General features: G+C 54.7%; 17 protein-coding genes. 3 read left to right on the forward strand and 14 right to left on the reverse strand.

The features are described from left to right. Positions 1–99: 99 nt before the first annotated feature. The 7 genes from JL719_RS21685 to JL719_RS21715 form a co-directional block, all read right to left on the reverse strand. Positions 100–1,497 (reverse strand): hypothetical protein, encoded by a 1,398-nt coding sequence (locus JL719_RS21685; RefSeq protein WP_033157683.1) that lies wholly within the window; start codon positions 1,495–1,497, stop codon positions 100–102. A 79-nt stretch (positions 1,498–1,576) separates the two neighbouring features. Further along, positions 1,577–1,861, reverse strand: a complete 285-nt coding sequence (locus JL719_RS21690) for a hypothetical protein (protein ID WP_051670148.1) — start codon at positions 1,859–1,861, stop codon at positions 1,577–1,579. A 77-nt stretch (positions 1,862–1,938) separates the two neighbouring features. Further along, positions 1,939–3,954 carry a transketolase gene (gene tkt / locus JL719_RS21695; protein ID WP_033157851.1) on the reverse strand — a complete coding sequence of 672 codons (2,016 nt, stop codon included), beginning with the start codon at positions 3,952–3,954 and terminating at the stop codon, positions 1,939–1,941. A 148-nt stretch (positions 3,955–4,102) separates the two neighbouring features. Then, positions 4,103–4,750 (reverse strand): 3-hexulose-6-phosphate synthase, encoded by a 648-nt coding sequence (hxlA, locus tag JL719_RS21700; protein WP_033159367.1) that lies wholly within the window; start codon positions 4,748–4,750, stop codon positions 4,103–4,105. 220 nt (positions 4,751–4,970) lie between these two features. Continuing rightward, the gene (locus JL719_RS21705) at positions 4,971–5,552 is read right to left on the reverse strand and encodes a UbiX family flavin prenyltransferase (protein WP_033159368.1); all 582 of its coding nucleotides are present in this window, start codon (positions 5,550–5,552) and stop codon (positions 4,971–4,973) included. Positions 5,553–5,563: 11 nt separating this feature from the next. Next, entirely contained in the window at positions 5,564–6,508 is a 945-nt protein-coding gene (gene pip, locus JL719_RS21710) for a prolyl aminopeptidase (RefSeq protein WP_033159369.1), read from the reverse strand. Between the two features lie 68 nt (positions 6,509–6,576). Next, complete coding sequence (locus JL719_RS21715; protein WP_033159370.1) at positions 6,577–7,479, reverse strand: hypothetical protein; 903 nt, start codon at positions 7,477–7,479, stop codon at positions 6,577–6,579. 313 nt (positions 7,480–7,792) lie between these two features. On the opposite strand from JL719_RS21715, the gene JL719_RS21720 reads away from it, so the two are divergent. After that, complete coding sequence (locus JL719_RS21720; RefSeq protein WP_033159371.1) at positions 7,793–8,896, forward strand: NAD(P)/FAD-dependent oxidoreductase; 1,104 nt, start codon at positions 7,793–7,795, stop codon at positions 8,894–8,896. After that, the gene (locus tag JL719_RS21725; RefSeq protein WP_033159372.1) at positions 8,893–9,906 is read left to right on the forward strand and encodes a quinone-dependent dihydroorotate dehydrogenase; all 1,014 of its coding nucleotides are present in this window, start codon (positions 8,893–8,895) and stop codon (positions 9,904–9,906) included. The genes JL719_RS21720 and JL719_RS21725 overlap by 4 nt, the downstream gene beginning before the upstream one ends. Positions 9,907–9,987: 81 nt before the next feature. Here the strand turns inward: JL719_RS21725 and JL719_RS21730 are convergent, their stop codons facing one another. The 7 genes from JL719_RS21730 to JL719_RS21760 form a co-directional block, all read right to left on the reverse strand. Then, positions 9,988–10,749, reverse strand: coding sequence for an ABC transporter permease (locus tag JL719_RS21730; RefSeq protein WP_033159373.1), 762 nt, complete (start codon positions 10,747–10,749; stop codon positions 9,988–9,990). Continuing rightward, the gene (locus JL719_RS21735; protein WP_033159374.1) at positions 10,746–11,690 is read right to left on the reverse strand and encodes an ABC transporter ATP-binding protein; all 945 of its coding nucleotides are present in this window, start codon (positions 11,688–11,690) and stop codon (positions 10,746–10,748) included. Before JL719_RS21735 ends, JL719_RS21730 begins: the two co-directional genes overlap by 4 nt. Positions 11,691–11,776: 86 nt before the next feature. Further along, positions 11,777–13,255, reverse strand: coding sequence for an efflux transporter outer membrane subunit (locus JL719_RS21740; RefSeq protein WP_033159375.1), 1,479 nt, complete (start codon positions 13,253–13,255; stop codon positions 11,777–11,779). 160 nt (positions 13,256–13,415) lie between these two features. Then, positions 13,416–16,487 carry an efflux RND transporter permease subunit gene (locus JL719_RS21745; protein ID WP_033159376.1) on the reverse strand — a complete coding sequence of 1,024 codons (3,072 nt, stop codon included), beginning with the start codon at positions 16,485–16,487 and terminating at the stop codon, positions 13,416–13,418. Further along, positions 16,484–17,677, reverse strand: coding sequence for an efflux RND transporter periplasmic adaptor subunit (locus tag JL719_RS21750; protein ID WP_225892922.1), 1,194 nt, complete (start codon positions 17,675–17,677; stop codon positions 16,484–16,486). Before JL719_RS21750 ends, JL719_RS21745 begins: the two co-directional genes overlap by 4 nt. 141 nt (positions 17,678–17,818) lie before the next feature. Beyond that, on the reverse strand, positions 17,819–18,277 hold the full coding sequence (locus tag JL719_RS21755; RefSeq protein ID WP_033159377.1) for a PaaI family thioesterase: 459 nt from the start codon (positions 18,275–18,277) through the stop codon (positions 17,819–17,821). A gap of 84 nt (positions 18,278–18,361) precedes the next feature. Then, the gene (locus JL719_RS21760; RefSeq protein ID WP_033159378.1) at positions 18,362–19,177 is read right to left on the reverse strand and encodes an oxidoreductase; all 816 of its coding nucleotides are present in this window, start codon (positions 19,175–19,177) and stop codon (positions 18,362–18,364) included. Between the two features lie 101 nt (positions 19,178–19,278). On the opposite strand from JL719_RS21760, the gene JL719_RS21765 reads away from it, so the two are divergent. Then, positions 19,279–19,722, forward strand: a complete 444-nt coding sequence (locus tag JL719_RS21765) for a winged helix-turn-helix transcriptional regulator (RefSeq protein ID WP_033159379.1) — start codon at positions 19,279–19,281, stop codon at positions 19,720–19,722. The last annotated feature ends 165 nt before the right edge of the window (positions 19,723–19,887 follow it).

The following is a 19,887-nucleotide window of genomic DNA, read 5'->3' on the forward strand; positions in this document are numbered from 1 at the left end:
TAAATCCATGGCTTGCCGGCTCCCTTCGACACACTAAAACCAGCAGGTATAAAAAAACCGGCACTTCCAAAAGAAAGTGCCGGCTTCTTCAGGCAGGTACTAAGCCTGTTTACGTAAGTATTTCTCTACCCCAGTAGTTCTAGCCACGACCTCATCCTTGGACTGCAAGACTTGCTTTGCCATGTAACGCGCCACACCCGACACGCCAGGCGCATCCTTTGCTAGTGCGTCCTGTTTGGACATGTATCTGGCTACACCAGTGAGTTCTTTCGAATCCTTATCCAGCAACTCATGCTTAGTGACATATCGGCTAACCGAGCTCACTTCGGCAACAGGTTTTTGCGCTAATATTTGCTTGGCTAAATACTTGCTGACACCAGTAGGCGGCGGCAACTGTCTGGTCAATATTGCCTGCTTGGCAAGGTAACGGGCAACACCGGTTAAAGGCTCTGCCTGGCTTTGCAATTGCAACTGTTTAGCCAGATATTTGGCAACACCGGTTGGCTTTGGCGCTTGTTGGGCAGACGCAGCCTGCCTAGCCAGGTAACGCTCTACAGCGGAACCCTCAAATGCCAATTCCTCGGCCAATTCTTGCTGAGCATTTTGTTCTTGATTCAATTGGGCCTCCGCTTTTTCCTGTTGAGCTAGTGCTTCCGCTGCAACATATCGGGCAATCAAAGCCGCAGCTGCCGCTTTTCTATCCGCGGCCGCCTGCTCCGCCAAAAATTTAGCAACGCCGGTCAAAGGTGCCTGCTCTTTTAATAAGCGCTCCTGTTGAGCGACATACTTAGCCACACCGGTTACTAGTGGCGCATCTTTCGCCAACAAAGCTTGCTTGGTGACGTATTTGCTCACACCAGTTGCGATTGGCGCGTCTTTTGCCAAGACATCTTGCTTCAACACATACTTGGCAACGCCGGTAACCAATGGCGTCGAACCGCTCTGCATATTTTGCCGAATGACGTATTTAGCAACATTGGTCACCGCATGGTCTTCGCGATCATTTTTGGTAATGTATTTAGAAACCCCAGTCACCGGCGCTTCTTTAGACAAAATCGACTGCTTGATCAGGTATTTGGCAACTCGAGTAACCGGATTTTCCGCTTGTTGAGTCAGATATTTATCGACACCCGTCGCAACCGGCTCGCTTTCGATCACCTCTTCAACAAGCTCTTCTACTACTTCGGCAACTTCTTCAATTTCTTCTTCTACTGTTTCCTCGACAACCGGATCCACGACAGCCGCCTCTTCGACGGCTTGCCGAGCTTTTTCCAATTGCGCTTGCAAGGCTAGATATTTCGCCACCCCGGTCAACGGCTGACCGTTTTCGTCCAGCTCCGGCTTTGGCGGCTCAAGTTTTTGCAGATAACGGGCTACACCGGTCAATTGCGCGTCTTCGCTGTCGACACGAGAATAAGCTTCCGACCGACTATCACTACTGCTCGAATTGTCGAACAAAAAGCCGAATAAGCTATTCATCAAACTGTTTGTTGCCATTTGAGAATACTCCTGAATGTAATAATTGTTATGTGTCTAAACGACGAGTTCATCAAATTCACGGTATAGCCTAAAAATACTAGGAACCGGCCGCGCTGAATACTACTTTAGGCTGAAAACTGGCTGCCGGGTACTTGGCATCAACTTCTGACGTCGGCTCCTGCTTTGCTTCGGCGCAAGGCGCACTAGCATTACTGGTAGCGGCGACCGGAGAACTGGCCTTGGCTACCTCCGCAATAGCAGGATCTCTGTAGAGAACCTTAGGTTGAAAATCCGCGGCAGGATATTCCTGGGCACTGACAGCAGCCGATGCAGCAAACAGCAAGCCCGTTAAAAACTTCTTAATCAATTGCGTGTTTATCATGATTCCACCTTACTCTATTGATTAAAGACGGGCCTGCCGGCAAACTCGTCACCGACAGGCCTTTCACTTAGCGCCTATTAAAGCACAGCTTCCACATTAGCGACGACATTGTCCACGGTAAAGCCGAACTCTTTGAAGAGCTGACCTGCCGGGGCCGATTCGCCGAAACGGTCCAATCCTACGACTCTACCCGCGCTGCCGGCGTATTTCCACCAGCTGTCGGTTACTCCCGCTTCTACTACCACGCGCTGGGTCACGCTTGGCGGCAATACGCTGTCTTTGTAAGCTTGATCTTGCGCTTCGAAGACGTTGGTAGACGGTAGTGACACCACGCGGATTTTTTTGCCTTTCGCGCTCAATGCGTCAGCGGCTTTCAACGCCAATTCCACTTCGGAACCGGTGGCAATGATGATCGCGTCCGGCGCGCCGTCGCTGTCTTTCAGGATGTAGCCCCCTTTGCTGATCGCGTCAATTTGTGCGGCGGTGCGAGGCACGTGCGGCAGGTTTTGACGAGAGAAGATCAGGGTGCTCGGTCCATCTTGACGTTCGATAGCGGCTTTCCAGCAAACGGCCGACTCGACGGCGTCGCAAGGACGCCAGACGTGCATGTTGGGAATCATGCGCAGGGTGGCGGTTTGTTCGACCGGTTGGTGGGTCGGGCCGTCTTCGCCCAGACCAATGGAGTCGTGGGTGTAAACGAAGATGGTCGGGATTTTCATCAACGCGGCCATGCGCAGGGCGTTACGGGCGTATTCCGAGAACATCAGGAAGGTGGCGCCGTAGGGTTTGAAGCCGCCGTGCAGGGTGATGCCGTTCATGATGGCGGACATACCGAATTCACGCACACCGTAGTAGGCGTAGTTGCCGTCGAAGCCCGGTTGGTTGACGTCTTTGCAGCCGGACCACAGGGTCAGGTTGGAGCCCGCCAAGTCGGCAGAGCCGCCCAGCAGTTCGGGCAACAAGGGGCCAAAGCCGTTCAAGGTGTTTTGTGAGGCTTTGCGGCTGGCGATGGTTTCGCCTTTGGCATCCACCGCAGCGATAAACGCTTTGGATTTTTCAGCCCAATCGGCAGGCAGTTGGTTTTTGATCACGCGACGTTCAAATTCGGCCGCGAGTTCAGGATGTGCGGCTTTGTAAGCGGCAAATTTGGCGTTCCAGGCGCTTTCCAGCGTGGCTCCTTTGGCGTTGGCATCCCAACCGGCTTTGATGTCAGCAGGAATGTCGAACGGCGCATGCGGCCAACCCAGGTTTTCACGGGTCAAGGCAATTTCAGCTTCACCTAAGGCTGCACCATGGCATTCTTCTTTGCCTTGTTTGTTCGGCGAACCGAAGCCGATGGTGGTTTGGCAGCAGATGATAGAAGGCTTGTCGGTGACTTTTTTGGCTTCTTCAATCGCGGCTTTGACGGCGTCGGGGTTGTGGCCGTCGACTTTAGGAATGACATGCCAGCCGTAGGCTTCAAAGCGTTTCGGAGTGTCGTCGAGGAACCAGCCGGCAACGTTGCCATGACCACGGACTTCGCCGTCGATGGAGATGTTGTTGTCGTCGTAGAAGGCGATCAGTTTACCCAGTTTCATGGAGCCGGCCAGGGAGCAGGCTTCGTGGGAGATACCTTCCATCAAGCAACCGTCACCCAGGAATACGTAGGTGTGGTGGTCGACGATGTCGTGACCGGGACGGTTGAATTGGCCGGCCAGGGTGCGTTCGGCCAAGGCGAAACCGACGGCATTGGTGATGCCTTGTCCCAAGGGCCCTGTGGTGGTTTCCACACCTTCGGTGTAACCGTATTCAGGGTGTCCTGGGGTTTGCGAGTGCAGTTGGCGGAACTGTTTCAGTTCTTCGATCGGCAGGTTGTAGCCAGCCAAGTGCAGCAAGGAATAAATCAGCATGGAGCCGTGACCGTTGGACAGGATGAAGCGGTCGCGGTTGGGCCATTTGGGGTTGCTGGGGTTGTGTTGCAGAAAATCATTCCACAATACTTCTGCGATGTCGGCCATCCCCATCGGGGCTCCGGGGTGACCGGAGTTGGCTTTCTGTACGGCGTCCATGCTAAGTGCGCGGATGGCGTTCGCTAAGTCTCGGCGCGAAGGCATGTTTAATTCTCCTTTGAATCTGGTAGTGCGAGCCGGCTCGTGATCGGCCGTGCCCGGTAAAAACTGGGGGTTATAACGAACGAAAGGACGAGTGGCGCTAACCACCCGTCCTTATATTTCCTAACAAATAGGAATTGACAAAGCTGGTTTATGCAGCAGCAGCGTCAACCAGTTCGCGGATTTCGCGAGCAGCTGTTGCTGGGCATGGTGCGCCATAGATAGCAGCACCAACCACGATGATGTTAGCGCCAGCTTCAACGACTTGTTGAACAGTCGCTTGTTTGATACCGCCGGCAACAGAAATACGTACGCCCAAGCCCAAACGAGCGATGTCGTTCAAGTCGCCAAATGGGGTTTGGCCTGCCGCTTGTGCATCCAAACCGGTGTGAATACCGACGATTTGCGCGCCCAATTTAACAGACTCTCTCGCGCACTCTGCTTTGTCAGCCACGTTGATCAAGTCGATTTGGGTTTCGGCAGCGTGTTTTTTTGCTGCTTTGATAACGCCAGCGATAGTGGCCAAACCAGATACGCCCAGCACGGTGCAGATGTCTGCGCCTGCAGCGTAGAAAGCGCCTGCTTCGTATTCGCCTGCGTCCATAGTTTTCAAGTCAACCAACAACAATTTGTCTGGGTAACGTTGTCTCAGTTCTTTGACCAGGTTGATACCGTTATATTTAATGCAAGGAGTGCCGATTTCAAAAATATCGACATAAGGCGCTACTTTATCAGCCAATTCGACAGTTTGGTTGAAATCCAGTGAATCCAACGCCATTTGAATTAATGGTCTTGCCATATTTATGTGCTCCGATTGTTATAGTTACAGTTATTGTTTTAAGACCCACCCCCCAACCAAACACCATTTTCAGGTCTTTAAGTCGAGAGCGCCGCAAGCCTTTGTCGATGGGCATTTTTCGCGAGTGCGGCAACTCTAAATCAGAATAAGGCACCCTGTCAATTGAAGACCGACTATTTACCCGGCAAAAACCCCGTATTTAGTCGAGACCGATAAAAACTTAACCGCCCAGACCCGTCCAAGACTTGAATAGCCCCGTCGCGTCAACCCCAAACATATCCAGAATTCGCCCCACCCCCTCATCAACCATTGCCCGCACGGAATCGGTCTTGTTGTAAAAAGCCGGCATCGGCGGATAGATAATCCCGCCCATTTCCGTAACGCTGGCCATATTGCGGATATGCGCCAAATTTAACGGGGTCTCGCGGGGCACCAGTACCGTTTTGCGGCGCTCTTTCAACGCCACGTCCGCCGCTCTGGAAATCAAGTTATCGCCAAACCCATGCGCTACCGCCGCCAGCGTCTTCATCGAACACGGCGCAATCACCACGCCTTCGGTCTTGAAAGAGCCGCTGGCAATACAGGAAGCAATATCGTTTATGCCATGCGTAACATTCGCCAGCTCATACAAAGCAGCCCGATCCATATCCAGTTCGTATTTCAGGTTAACCAAGCCGGCGGACGATACCACCAGATGCGTTTCCCATTCGTCTTGCTCTCGCAATATTTGCAGCATCCTGACGCCGTAAATAGCCCCGGTAGCACCGGTCATGCCGATGACCAGTCGTTTTTTATTGCTCATAATGCCCTTGTCTACGCTAAAAGCCTGGCCATCTCATCAGTCGCGGATACTAACGCATCGATCATTTCGTCGCCCCGCGCAATGTGGCCGGCATTAGGCAGCACTACGTAACGAGATTGCGGTAAGGCCTGACGCAGGCGCCAACCGGCTTCTATAGGACAGGTCAAATCGTTTCTGCCGTGAATGATGATAGTTGGTATCGACTGTAACGCCGCACAGTTTTCCAGGATTTGATTTTCGCGGATGAAATAATCATGGATGGCATAAGACAATTCCATTTTTACTTGCCGTAGCATTTGCTCGCTAACCGACTCCATACTTTCCAGATAGTCATTCCCCAGCGCCACTTGCCCGCTCCAGGCTTGCCATTGTTGAGCAGCACGTTTAGCTACATCCTGATCGGCACCAAAAATCGCCTCCACCAATCGCTCCAGGACATTGGCATCCGGCAAATTGGGCAAAGCATCCAGCAAGATCTGCCAGCGTTCAGGGTAGATTTTATTGACGCCGTTTCCCAGAAACCACTCCATATCGGCCTGCCGCGCTAAAAACACGCCGCGCAAGATCATAGCCAGCACCTGTGTCGGATGCTGCTGAGCATAAAGCAAAGCCAACGTACCACCCCAGGAACCGCCGAATAACAACCAGCTATCAATCCGTAATTGCGTGCGGATACGCTCCATATCGGCCAGCAAATCCTGAGTGGTATTGCCTTGCAATTCACCAAACGGCTCGGATAACCCGCAGCCACGCTGGTCCATCAGGATAATGTGGTAGCGCTCGGGATCGAAAAACCGCCGATGATCCGGCTTGGTGCCGGAACACGGGCCGCCATGCAAAAAAATCGCCGGAATACCGGCCGGATTGCCGGATTGCTCGACATAGACGCGATGCTCGCTATCGGTTTCCAGAAAAAAGGTATGGAACGGCGAAATATCCGGATAGAGGGTTTTCATTGTTTTTCATCCATAAAAAAAGGGAAGGCTGTGACACCTTCCCTTTTGCATGCTAACTAAGTGTTAACTTAGAATTTGAAACCTAAGTAACCGCCAGCACTGAAACCGTCGGTAGGTGTACCGTCCAATTTGCTGGTGGAGTAGTGGTAACGCACGTCTGAACCCAATACGATGCCTCTGAAGATGTCATATTCGGCGCCAGCACCGAAGTTCATACCGGCATTCAACACGGAAACCGCGTTGGAAGGCACGCCCAGAATGTTGATATCCAGACCGACAGGAATCAACCAAGGACGGAATTTGCTGCCGTGCATGAATTTGATTTTTGGAGAAGCATTGATTCTCAAGCGAGCATCGGTTGCTTGAGTGTCATCAGTAATCGCCGTTGCATTGAGAGACGGTACATAGTAACCACTCGACACAGTGTTTGCACCAGTACCGTACTGAGCATATTCAATACCCAACTCAATAGCGAAAGAGGTGTCATCCACCAATCCGAACAAATCGTTGTTCACGTTAAAATCAAACGCACCACCGAAGTAAAAACCTTCGTTGTTTTGGTTGTTGGATAAGAATGCGCCATTATGGGTTGGAAAAACAGTACTTCCTCTAGCGTGATCCAAAGCTTGCCAACCGCCACGAACCGCCACCAAGTTATCTTTTGCAGACGCTTGTGCAGGAGTTGACTTAACAGACGCCATCCATTGATCCAACTCTTGAACTTTTGCATTCGCAGCAGTGGAGCTGGCAGATGAAGATTTAACGCGGCTCAATTCAGCTTGCATGGCTTGCATTTGCTCAGCCATTTGTTGCATTTGCGCTTCCAGAGCTTCGGTTTTTCTGGCGGCAGCGTCAGCGACGCGCTCGGCACTGGAACCGGCAGCTTGGGCTTGTGGGGCAATGAATGCTCCAGCCATTGTTAAAGACGCTGCGGCAACACCCAGCGCTAATTTGCTTTTAGTAAAACTCATTGTTGTTCCCCCCAAGGGTAATTATTGTTAAGACTGAATAGCTTTAAAGCAACACAGGATTTCTTCACGTGGGCAATAATAGCAGCAAAACACTAGCCTTACAAGTTTTAAGTCTATTTTTTTTACTCAAAAAATTTGTTTTATATCAATAAGATACAAATACTTTGTAAACTATAATCCATATTTGTCAAAAATTAACAACAGCCATTTGCTTTTTCACACACCCATAGACAATCGGCAAACCCTATCAAAATAAGCCGCCTTCGTGTTACCTTAAAAAAGCCTTCTTACACCCGTTTTCCTCGGCATTTGCATGACCACACACCTGGATATTCTGATCATCGGCGGCGGTATCAGCGGCCTATTAGCCGCTCGCGAACTGCGCCTGGCTGGCCGCGACGTCACCATCCTCGACAAATCCAAACCGGGCCAGGAATCCTCATGGGCCGGCGGCGGCATTTTGCTGCCGATTTATCCCTGGCGCCAAGCCGCAGCGATCTCTGATTTAGCGGTCAACAGCTTAAAAAAATACCCAGCCTTAAGCCGGGACCTGCTCGCCGCGACCGGTATCGACCCAGAATGGTATGACTGCGGCATGCTGATCTGCAAAAACCCGGACTACGCACAAGCCATAGAATGGTGTGAGCAGTACCGCATCGACTATCAGCCGGCCGCAATGGCCTTGACCGAGCCGTTTAACAGCGAACTCGACCAACCACTATGGCTGCCGGGAATTGCCCAAGCCCGCAATCCCAGATTATTAAAATCGCTCCACGCTTACTTAATACAAGCCGGCGTGAAATTTCTCGATAGTACCGAAATTCGCAAGACCGGCATCGCCAACCACCGAGTTGAGCGCATTGACACCAACAACGGTACCCACACCGCTCAACACCTGATCGTCAGCGCCGGGGCCTGGACCACCGATTTAATGCGGGATTTATTACCGGATTGGCCGGTAGACCTGCAAATCAAGCCGGTCAGAGGCCAGATGCTGCTGTTCGACGCCACGCCAACAACCTTGCCTTATATGGTATTGGACGGCGATCAATATTTGATCCCGCGCCGTGACGGCAAAATCCTGGCGGGCAGCACCGTGGAGCAAGCCGGCTTTCACAAAGTCACCACAGAAGACGCCAAGCAACAGCTTTACCAATTCGCTACCAAATTACTGCCGACCTTGAAAAACTATCCGGTTTGCCATCATTGGGCCGGTTTGCGTCCCGGCAGCCCGCAAGGCATCCCGACTATCGGCCAGCATCCGGACCTTGAAAATCTCAGCATCAATGCCGGCCATTTTAGAAATGGCTTGGTGATGGGCCCGGCATCCGCAAAACTGTTGACCGATCTGATATTGCAGCGCCCCACCGAAATTGACCCGACCCCGTATTCGCTAACTCGAGCAACCGCGCCATGAACCTTTATCCTTTGCTACGCCCCTTACTGTTCTCCCTGGACCCGGAAACCGCGCATCATGTCACGCTGGATTTGTTAAAACTGGCCCAGCGCAGCGGCTTGTCGGTTTTGAGCAAACCCAAAGTCAGCGACAAGCCGGTCGAAGTAATGGGCTTGAATTTCAAAAACCCGCTGGGACTGGCTGCCGGCCTGGATAAAAACGGCGATTACATTGATGCGTTGGCCGAGTTGGGTTTTGGCTTTATCGAAATCGGCACCGTTACCCCGCGCCCGCAACCCGGCAACCCCAAACCGCGGCTGTTCCGCCTGCCGGAACACCAGGCCATCATCAACCGGATGGGCTTTAACAACCAGGGTATCGATCATTTATTGGCGCAAGTCGGCACCTGCCGGTATCGCGGCATTTTGGGCATCAATATTGGTAAGAACGCCAATACGCCTTTGGAAAACGCGACTGAAGATTATTTGATCGGTCTAAGGAAAAGTTACGCAGCGGCGAGCTATATCACAATCAACATTTCCTCGCCCAACACCAAGAATTTGCGCCAGCTGCAGCAAGGCGACGAGATCAAGCAACTACTCAGCGCTTTGAAAGAAGAACAACTGAAACTTCAGACGGCGCAGGGCAAATACACGCCCATCGCGGTAAAAATCGCCCCGGATTTAACGGATGAAGAAATCAGCCACATCGCGGCATTGCTGGTGGAATTTGGCATGGACGGAGTGATTGCCACCAACACCACCATCGCCCGCGATAAAATCCAGGGGCATATCCACGCCAACGAAGCCGGTGGTTTGAGTGGTGCGCCGGTCAAAGATAGTTCGACTCGGGTAGTGAAAGGTTTGGCGACGGAATTGAACGGCAGACTACCGATTATCGCGGCCGGCGGCATTCTCAGCAGCGCGGACGCTCAGGAAAAACTCGCGGCCGGCGCCAGCCTGGTGCAGATCTATAGCGGCTTGATCTATAGAGGCCCGGCGTTGATCGAAGAGATACTGAGCGCCAGCTGATAAACCAAAGGGTACGCGGTGCGTACCCTAACAAGCTATTCCTTGGTGGAGTGATGAAGCGCCGTCTAGGTTGCTTCAGACTCAATTTCTGATCTTGTACCCGGTCTTAAATACCCACCAGACAAAAATCAAACACACGGCCAGAAAGCCAAACGTCATGCCTATGCTCATCGCCACATCCACGTCGGCCATGCCGTAAAAGCTCCAGCGAAAGCCGCTGATCAAATACACCACCGGGTTGAACAAGGTGACTTTCTGCCACAAGGGCGGCAGCATATTGATTGAATAGAACGCGCCGCCCAGGAAAGTCAGCGGCGTCACCACCAACATCGGCACCACTTGCAACTTCTGAAAACTGTCGGCCCACAGGCCGATAATGAAACCGAACAGACTGAAGGTCACGGCCGTCAGCAGTAAAAAGCCGATCATCCACAGCGGATGGGCGATCTCGTAAGGCACGAATAGTCGAGCTGTACCCAAAATCAGCAAGCCCAACAGCACCGACTTGGTCGCCGCCGCCCCCACATAACCCAGCAGCACTTCGATCCAGGACACCGGCGCCGACAGCAGTTCGTAAATCGTGCCGGCCCACTTGGGCATGTAAATACCAAACGAAGCGTTGGAGATACTTTCGTTGAGCAGATTCAGCATCACCAATCCGGGGATGATAAAGGCCCCGTAGCTCACGCTGTCAATGTCGCCCATCCGCGAACCGATGGCTTTGCCAAAGACAATGAAGTACAGCGAGGTGGTCAGCACCGGCGCCGCGATGCTTTGCGCCAGCGTGCGAAAGGTGCGGGCCATTTCGAAGCGGTAAATGGCGCGAATGCCGTAGATATTCATGATTGCGCCCCTTGTGATTGGTGAACCAGGCTGACGAAAATGTCTTCCAACGAGCTTTCGCTGGAGCTGAGGTCTTTGAAATCGATACCGTGTTCGCTCAGCCGGCGTAGCAGCTCGGCAATACCTGTCTCCTCTTCCTGGGTATCGAAGCTGTAGACCAAGCGTTCGCCGTCTGCTGTCAGCGTCAACGCCCAGGCGTCAAGTTCGGACGGAATCTCGGACATGGGCTGGCGCAAGGTCAGCGTCAATTGCTTCTTGCCGAGTTTGCGCATCAGCACCGCTTTGTCTTCCACGATGATCAGTTCGCCTTTATTGATGACGCCGATGCGGTCCGCCATGTCTTCGGCTTCTTCGATGTAATGCGTAGTCAGAATGATGGTGGTGCCGTTGGCGCGCAGCTCGCGCACCATCCGCCACATGTCGTGGCGCAACTCCACATCGACACCGGCGCTCGGCTCATCCAGAAACAATATTGTCGGCTCATGCGCCAGGGCTTTGGCGATCAGCACCCGGCGTTTCATACCACCGGAAAGCGACATGATTTTCGCGTCGCGCTTGTCCCATAACGATAAATCCCGCAGCACTTTTTCTACATAAACAGGATTGGGCGGCTTGCCGAATAATCCGCGACTGAAACTAACCGTGGCCCATACCGACTCGAAGGCGTCGGTATGCAATTCCTGCGGCACTAGGCCAATGGCGGCGCGCACGGCGCGGTAGTCTCGGACGGTGTCGTGGCCGTCGGCGATGATGGTGCCGGCACTGGCGTTGACGATGCCGCAAATGACGCCGATTAACGTGGTTTTGCCTGCGCCATTGGCACCGAGCAAAGCAAATATTTCACCGCGCCGGATGTCCAGGTTGATATTTTTCAATGCCTGAAAACCGCCGGCATAGGTCTTGTTGACCCCGCGTATGGAAATAATAGGGTCGTTATTCATGGACAATACGCGATTAAGGGTTGCCGATAAGATTTAGTCATGTGGTTTCCTGTGGGCAAAAATTGATATGACTTTCGTTGATGTTGCTATTGCTTGTCGCGGCTAGCGATCGATTCATTGTCGATCCCACTCACCAATGAATCAACTGTCCAGCCGCCGCCAAACGCCCGGTACAACGATACCATCGCCACGCCGACCGCCGTTTCGGCTTTGGCGCGTTCGTCGCTCACAGACAGTTTGCTGCGTTGGGCATCCAAAACGGCCAAATAATTCCCTGCGCCGCGACTATACAAGGTATCGACCAGCCGGTAGGCTTTTTCCGCAGAAGCTTCCGCTTCAGTCAATTTTCCCAAGCTATCGGTGGCGGAACGATGGGCGACGAAGGCGTTTTCGACGTCTTCCAAAGCCAGCAAAAAAGTCTTCTCGTAATTAGCCGCGACTTGCTCCAGCCGGGCATCGGCGGCGGTAATCTGGGCGCGGATGCGTCCGGCGTTGAATATGGGCGCCGAAAGCCCCGAGCCGAGCGCATAAACGCTATCGGCCAGACTCGGAAAACCGCCGACCGCAATCGCGCCTAGACCGCCACTCGCCGACAAAACGATCTTGGGATAAAGATCGGCCCGCGCCGAACCTAGGCTGGCCGCCGCCGCGCTGACTTCGGTTTGCGCCAAACGCAGATCCGGCCGTTGCGCGAGCAAATCGGCCGGCAGTAGCGTGGGCATGATCGGCGTTTGTTTCGGCAACGGGCCGACAGCGGCCAGCCGCGTTCCCAGGCTTTCCGGCGGCTCGCCCAGCAACACGCCCAAACGATGGATCAGGTTTTGCTCGGCGTTGACCAATGTCGGCAGAGTCGCTTCGGTACTCTGTAACAGCGTTTGCTGGCGGGCAAGGTCCGCCTCGTTAGCCAGTCCGGCTTTAACAAATACCTGTACCGTCCTCAACCGCTCGCGCTGCAAGGCGATATTGTTTTGCAGAATGCCGGTGCGTTGCTGCACGCCGCGCAGTTCCAGATAATTGGTCGCCACCTGGGCCAACAGGCCGACTTGCGCCGCATGCAAGCCTTCCTGGCTGCCTTCGGCTTGCGCGGCAGCGGCTTCCGCTTCCAAATGCCGGCCACCAAACACGTCGATTTCCCAACGCGCCGCCAGTCCGCCGCTGACGGCATCGGCGGTCGGCGTAATCAATTTGATGCCTTGCCCGTCCGGCACGCCGACGATGCGGTCGATGCGTTTTTCCCGGCCGCCGGACAGCGAGAAATCCAGACTGGGATACAGCGCCGCTTCGGCAACGGTGACCATGGCGTTGGCTTCGCGGACGCGAGCGGTGGCTATTTTCAGATCGTGGTTGGCGGCCAAAGCCTTGTCTATCAATTCGTCCAGCAAGGGATCTTTGAAACCTTGCCACCAAGTCTTTAGGTCCACCGTTTCGGCGGTTTGAGTATTGGGTGCGTGTTGCCAGGTTGCCGGGCTGTTGAGTGCTACTTGGTCGCCGACGCGGGTTGGTGTACAAGCGATTAGACCAACCAAGGATAGAATGGCTAGCGGTGTTAAATATCGGTTATTCATCGTAAAACTCCGTGGGCGCCGTAGGGTACGCAATGCGTACCCTACGGCTATTTTTTCTCCCCTCTTTGGAAAAGAGGGGCTGGAGGAGATTTTTCAAATAAATCCCCCTCGATCCCCCTTTGTCAAAGGGGGAAGTGTCGTTGATTCGATAGCGTTGCCATTAGCTGAGGGCTTTAACACCTCCGTCCTTGCGCTCTACCCTGAACCACGCCGCATACAGCGCCGGCAGGAAGAACACCGTCAACACAGTTGCCACCGTCAGCCCGCCCATGATGGCGATGGCCTGCGGGCCGAAGAAGTCGTTGCGCGACAATGGAATCATCGCCAGGATCGCCGCTGCCGCGGTCAGCATGATCGGCCGGAAACGCCGCACCGTCGATTCGACGATGGCCGACCAGGTGTCGAGCCCCGACTGTTCGTCCTGATCGATCTGATCCACTAAAATCACCGAGTTGCGCATGATCATGCCGGCCAGCGCCAGGATGCCGAGCAGCGCCATAAAGCCGAACGGTGCCCCGAACAGCAGTAAGGCGAAGGCGGCGCCGATCACGCCCAGCGGCGCGGTGCTGAACACCATGAAAGTCCTGGACAGGTTCTGCAACTGCATCATCAACAAGATCAGCGTGACGATCAGCACCAGCGGAATCCAGATCAGAATCGACTTCTGCGCGGTCCAGGCGTCTTCCTTGGTGCCGCCGGTCTCGATGAAATAACCGGCCGGCAGACTGTCTTGTATCGGTTTAAGTTTCGGGATGATTTGCGCCGACACGTCGGGAGCCAGCATGCCGTCGACCACGTCGGCGCGCACCGAAATGGTGGGGAAGCGGTTGCGCCGCCAGCGCACGCCGTCTTCGAACACGGTCTCGAATTTGACGAACTGCGACAGCGCTACCGACTTGCCATTAGCGGTGCGCACCGCGACGTCCGGCAATTCATCGGCAGCGGTGCGCAATTCGGGACTAGCCCGCCAGACGATGTCGATCAATTTATCCTGCTCGCGCAACTGCCCGACCGGGATGCCGGTGTAATGCGCCTGCAAGGCTTGCGACAGGCTAGCCGTCGACACGCCGAGGGCGCGGGCCTTGTCCTGATCCAACATCAGGCGGAACGACGGCATGCGGTCATGCCAGTCGTCGTTGACGTCCACGGTGCCGGGATGCTCGCGCACGACCTCGGCTACCTGGTCGGCAATGCCGCGCACGATGTTGGGGTTTTCGCCTAATACTCTGAACGCCACCGGATAATCCATCGGCGGACCGACATTCAGGCGCTTGACCCGGCCCCTGACATTCGGGAAATCCGTCTCCAAAATCCGCCGGACGCGCTGCATCACCCGCTCGCGGGCCTGGTTATCCTTGGTCATCACCACCAATTCGGCCAGATTGGTATTCGCCAATTGCTGCACGATCAGCAGGAAAAATCTCGGCGTGCCGCTGCCGATATAGCTGGCGACATGTACCACGTCTTCGTCCTTGGCTAACAGCACTTCCATGCGTTTGGCGGCGGCTTCGGTTTGCTCGAAGGCGCTACCCTCCGGCAGCCACAGGTTGACAATGACTTCCGGGCGGTTGGAAAGCGGGAAGAACTGTTCGGGGACGTGAACCAAGGTCACGATACCGAGGCCGAACAACGCCAATGTGGCGATGATGACTTTGTTACGGTGCGCCACGCAGGCATCCACCCAACGCCGCAGCCGTTTGTAGAACGGCGTATCGAACAAATCGTGGATAGGACCATCGGCGGCGGTATGGACTTTGAGGATCAAAAATCCCAAATAAGGAGTGAACACCACCGCGCCTATCCACGACAGTAGCATAGCGATGCCCACCACCTGAAAAATCGACACAGTGTATTCGCCGGCTTGCGACTTGGCCAAACTCACCGGCAAGAAACCGGCGGCGGTGATCAAAGTCCCGGTCAACATCGGAAAAGCGGTGGCAGTGTACGCATAAGTCGCGGCACGAATCCGGTCCCAACCTTCCTCCAGCTTGCGGGCCATCATCTCGACGGCAATCATCGCATCGTCCACCAACAGGCCCAGCGCCAGAATCAAAGCACCCAAGGAAATCCGTTGCAAATCGATGCCGCAGAGCAACATCACCAGCAAGGTCGCGGCCAGCACCAGCGGCACGGTCAGGGCCACCACGGAACCGGTGCGCCAGCCCAGGCTCAAGAAGCTGACCACCAACACGGTGGCCAGAGCTTCGAAAAAAGTGCCGCCGAATTCAGACATTTGCGTTTTTACGACATGCCCTTGATTGGCGACCGGCTCCACATCCATACCCAACGGTAACTCGCTTGCCATACCGGCAAGCGTGTCATCCAAGGCGTGCTCCAGGTCGATCACATTGCCTTTCTTGTTCATCGTCACGCCGAGACCAAGAGCTGGCTTGCCGTTGAAACGCATCTTGAATTCGGCGGGATCAATATAGCCGCGCGTCACCTGGGCAAAATCCTTGACCTTGAAGGTGCGATTGGCGATGCGTACCGCCATATTGGCGACGCTGTCTTCCGAGTCGAACGAGCCGGTCAGGCGTATCGGCAGATTGCGTTGCGCGGAATATACCGTGCCGGCCGGGGCCATGCCGTTCTGTGCCTGCAAAGCCTGAGCAACCGCCGCCGTGTCCAAGCCCAGTTCGGCCAGCTTCTTGTCGGAAAACTCGACGAAAATCTTTTCGTCCTGCACGCCGATCAGATCGACTTTCTCGACATCCTTGACCCGCAACAGCTGTTGGCGAACCGAATCGGCCGCCAGTTTGAGGTCGGCATAATTAAAGCCGTCGCCAGAGAAGGCATAGAGCAGACTATAGGTATCGCCGAACTCGTCGTTGAAAAACGGCCCGATGCTGCCGGGCGGCAGCGTCATGCGGATGTCATCGACTTTTTTGCGCACTTGATACCAAAGCTCGGGAATCTCCTTGGGTGGCGTATCTTCGCGCGGGGTGACGAAAATCACCGATTCGCCGGGTTTGGAGTAACTGCGCAGATAATCCAGGTTAGGCAATTCCTGAATTTTCTTTTCCAACCTATCGGTCAACTGCTGCTCGACTTCCAAAGCGGTAGCGCCGGGATAGAGGGTCTTGACCACCATGATACGGAAGGTGAACGGCGGATCTTCCTGCTGGCCCAGCGTGTAATAAGCAAATATCCCACCAAGCATCACCAATACCAGCATGAAGCCGGTGAAGGAACGGTGGTTTAGCACCCATTCGCTGAGGTTGAATGCTTTCATAGCTGTTCCTTGGATAGAGGTTCCTGGCCACCGTGATTGTTAGGCAATCCCGGTTGTTCCGGCAAGCGGACAGCCTGGCCCTCGGCCAGGCGCTGCACGCCGGCGCTGACCAGCAATTGGCCGGGAGTTACTCCATCGACGGCAATGCGTTCGCCGGGCTGCGTCTCGCCCAACTTAACTGGCACGGCTTTGACGGTGGCGGCCTGCTCATCGATCAACCACACGGCGGGATGATCGGGTTGGTTTTGCGGGGTATAGACGGCGGACAGCGGGATGGCGATACCGGAAGCGGTGTTCGCCGTTATATGAACGGTCGCCGTCATGCCCAATTGCGCGGCGTCCAGACCTTCTAGCAAGCTGGCCTTGACGCGATAGGTGCGGCTGGCCGGATCGGCGGCCGAGGCGATCTCGCGGATTCTGGCCTTGAGCGGCCGATCATCGTCTAACCACAACGACACATTAACTTCTTGTTGGCGCTGGATTTCCGCCAGTCTATGCTCGGGCACGTCGAAATGGATTTCCTTTTCGTCGAGCTGGGCCAACGTCACCACTGCCTGACCCGCCGCCAACACTTGCCCGGCCTCGACAGCCAAGGCCGTGACCACGCCGTCGCGGTCGGCATGCAATTCGGTATAGCTCTGTTGGTTATGCGCCTCGGCCAATTGCGCTGCCAGCGCCGCCGTCCGCTCCCGCGCCGTGGTATAGGCGGTTTCGTGCCGTTCGAACTCCGGCGGGCTGATGACTTGCTGGGCCAGCAGTTCGCGGTATCTCACCAGATCGTCGCGTAGAAAAGCGCTGTCGGCCTGAGCGGCAACCAGCTGAGCCTTAATGGCCTGCACGGCGAGGCGGTAATCGTTGCCATCCAGTATCGCCAGCAGTTGGCCTTTGTGCACTGGGTCGCCGACGTCGACTTTGCGCTCCAGCAGTTTACCGCCCACCCGGAAGGATAAGGGCGTCTCGAATCTTGCCCTGACTTCCCCGGCAAAGCTTCTGGCGGCGGCGACGGCGTTTTGCTCGATGCGAAACACCTTCACCGGGCGGACAACCGATTGTGTGGGTTTGTCCTGGTCGCTGCAGCTGGCATTCATCATAAGCGGCAACAGCCCAGCCAGCAGCCAGCCTTTGTTGGTGAAGCGGAATTGCGGCCGGTCAGGGGCAATCGGTGTAAACGGCGTATTTGGTTTCGGCATGTGGCTGCCTCCTTCGGTAAAAGGTTGAGTGATATTCGAAATAATCATTCGCTGCTGTTATTGATCAGGATCTCGGCGGCCAACTTGGCATCGACGGCTGCAGGGGAATTACGCTGCAATGGTTCGGCAAAGCAATGGCCATCAATTAGCCTCTCGCCCGAAAATCAATAATGTCGATGACGCCGAGGCATAGAGCTGGTCTTCTGCATCAATCAGACGGGCTTCGGCAAAAGCGACTCGCTTACCTAACGACAAAACCCTGCCTTCCGCTCTTACCAAGCCCGTGTGCTTGGTCATGGCCTGATGATAGGCAATTTTCAATTCCAAGGTGGTATAGGCCTGCTTTCCGGTTAGTCTGGAATGAACGGCACAGCCGCAGGCGGAATCCAGCAAAGTGGCCGCATAGCCGCCGTGAACGGTGCCCAGGGGGTTATAAGCATGTTCGCCAGGCTTGCCGGCAAACACGGCTTTGCCTAGATCGACTTCCAACAGCTCGAAATCCAGCGACATCAACATTCCCGGCTTACGCTCAGAGGCCATCAGGGCGCGCAACTGGTTTAAGCCATTGAGCCCGGCGCCGGTTTTGGTCACAAGACTCATATCGCTACCGTTCCTTCTCGGACATGCTTACCCAATGTCATGGCATTCTTAGATGAATAGATCATGTGCTTATCTTCCAATCATTCAGACTATCGGCAGCTGGTTAAACTGGCGCAAGCTCTTGTCCACCAAGGCTTCCGGCATGAAACGGCGCAGAAAACGCACCTGGCCGGCTTGTTTTCCGGCGGTATAGCGCCTTTTGGGAGCCACGGCAGTCGCGGCTTTCAAAACCGTGTCGGCGACCACCTGCGGAGCGTCGCCCGCATTCACGCCATTGCGCATGACCACTTCCATACCGGCACGCACCGAGTCGTAGACGGCCAGCGGTTGATCGGGCTTGGTTAGGCTGGCTTCGAACGCGGTGCGGGTATATCCCGGTTCAACCAATACCACCCGGATGCCGAAGCTGCGCAGTTCGTGGTCCAGCGATTCGGAATAGCCTTCGACCGCATGCTTGGTCGCGGCATACAGCGCGTTGTAAGGCGCTGGGATAAAACCAAGGGCGGAGCTGATATTGACGATTCTGCCTTTCCCTTGGTTGCGCATGGCCGGCAACACGGCATTGGTCACGCGAGTAATGCCGAACACGTTGACGTCGAACAAAGCCTGGGCTTGCGCGGTGGACGATTCTTCCGCGCCTCCTAGCAAGCCGACGCCGGCATTGTTGACCAGCAGATCGATGCGTCCGGCCTGTTTCAAGACCTCGGCTACCGTGTTGTTTACCGACGCTTCGTTGGTCACGTCGCAGCTCAGCATGGTGATGCCGTCGACGCTTGCAGTTGCCTTGCGGCTGGTGCCGAATACGCGGTAACCCGCGCGTTGCAGGGCCTTGGCCGTTACCAACCCAATGCCAGAGGATGCACCGGTGATCAAGGCTACGGCTTGGTCTTTATTATTCATATCAAGTCTCCCGTGAGGTGGATTGTCTATCGCTTAAGTGTTACTATCATTTTGAAATCAATGTTACTATCAATTTAATATTAAGTCACTACTAAAAACGTATGAACGATAAAAATATTTGTGCTGATCCTTGCCCTATCGCGCGCAGCCTGGCTTTTCTCGGCGACGCCTGGAGTCTATTGATTCTGCGGGACGCGCATTTTGGCCTGACGCGCTTCGACCAGTTTCGGAAAAGTCTTGGCATCGCGCCGACGATGTTGACCCGGCGCTTGGCGACGCTGACAGAGGAAGGTATCTTGGAAAAGCGGCTTTACTCGGAGCGTCCGCCGCGCGAGGAGTATGTGTTGACGGCCGCCGGCCGCGATTTTCTGCCGGTGTTGATCATGATAGGTGCATGGGGTAGCCAACACCGTAGTGGCGGCAAACTGGTGTATATCGAGGACGCCGAAACCGGGCAGGCAATTAAACCGGTGGCCATCGACGAGGTGACGGGTGCAAAGATCGGTTCACGACCGATTCGCTTTGTGTTGCCGGATGTGGGCTAATTTTTGGCCCATTTCTGCGTATAGACCAACCGCATGTCAAGAGCCGGATTCAGCCAAACACTGCATGGTACTATTCGATCACGACACCGTTTGTTTTATAGAGGATGCAATGGCCAGCTATTTCTAAGGAGCATGTCGCCAGTGTTTACAGAGACATAAACAAAG

Source organism: Methylomonas sp. LW13, assembly GCF_016865255.1.
GTDB lineage: Bacteria > Pseudomonadota > Gammaproteobacteria > Methylococcales > Methylomonadaceae > Methylomonas.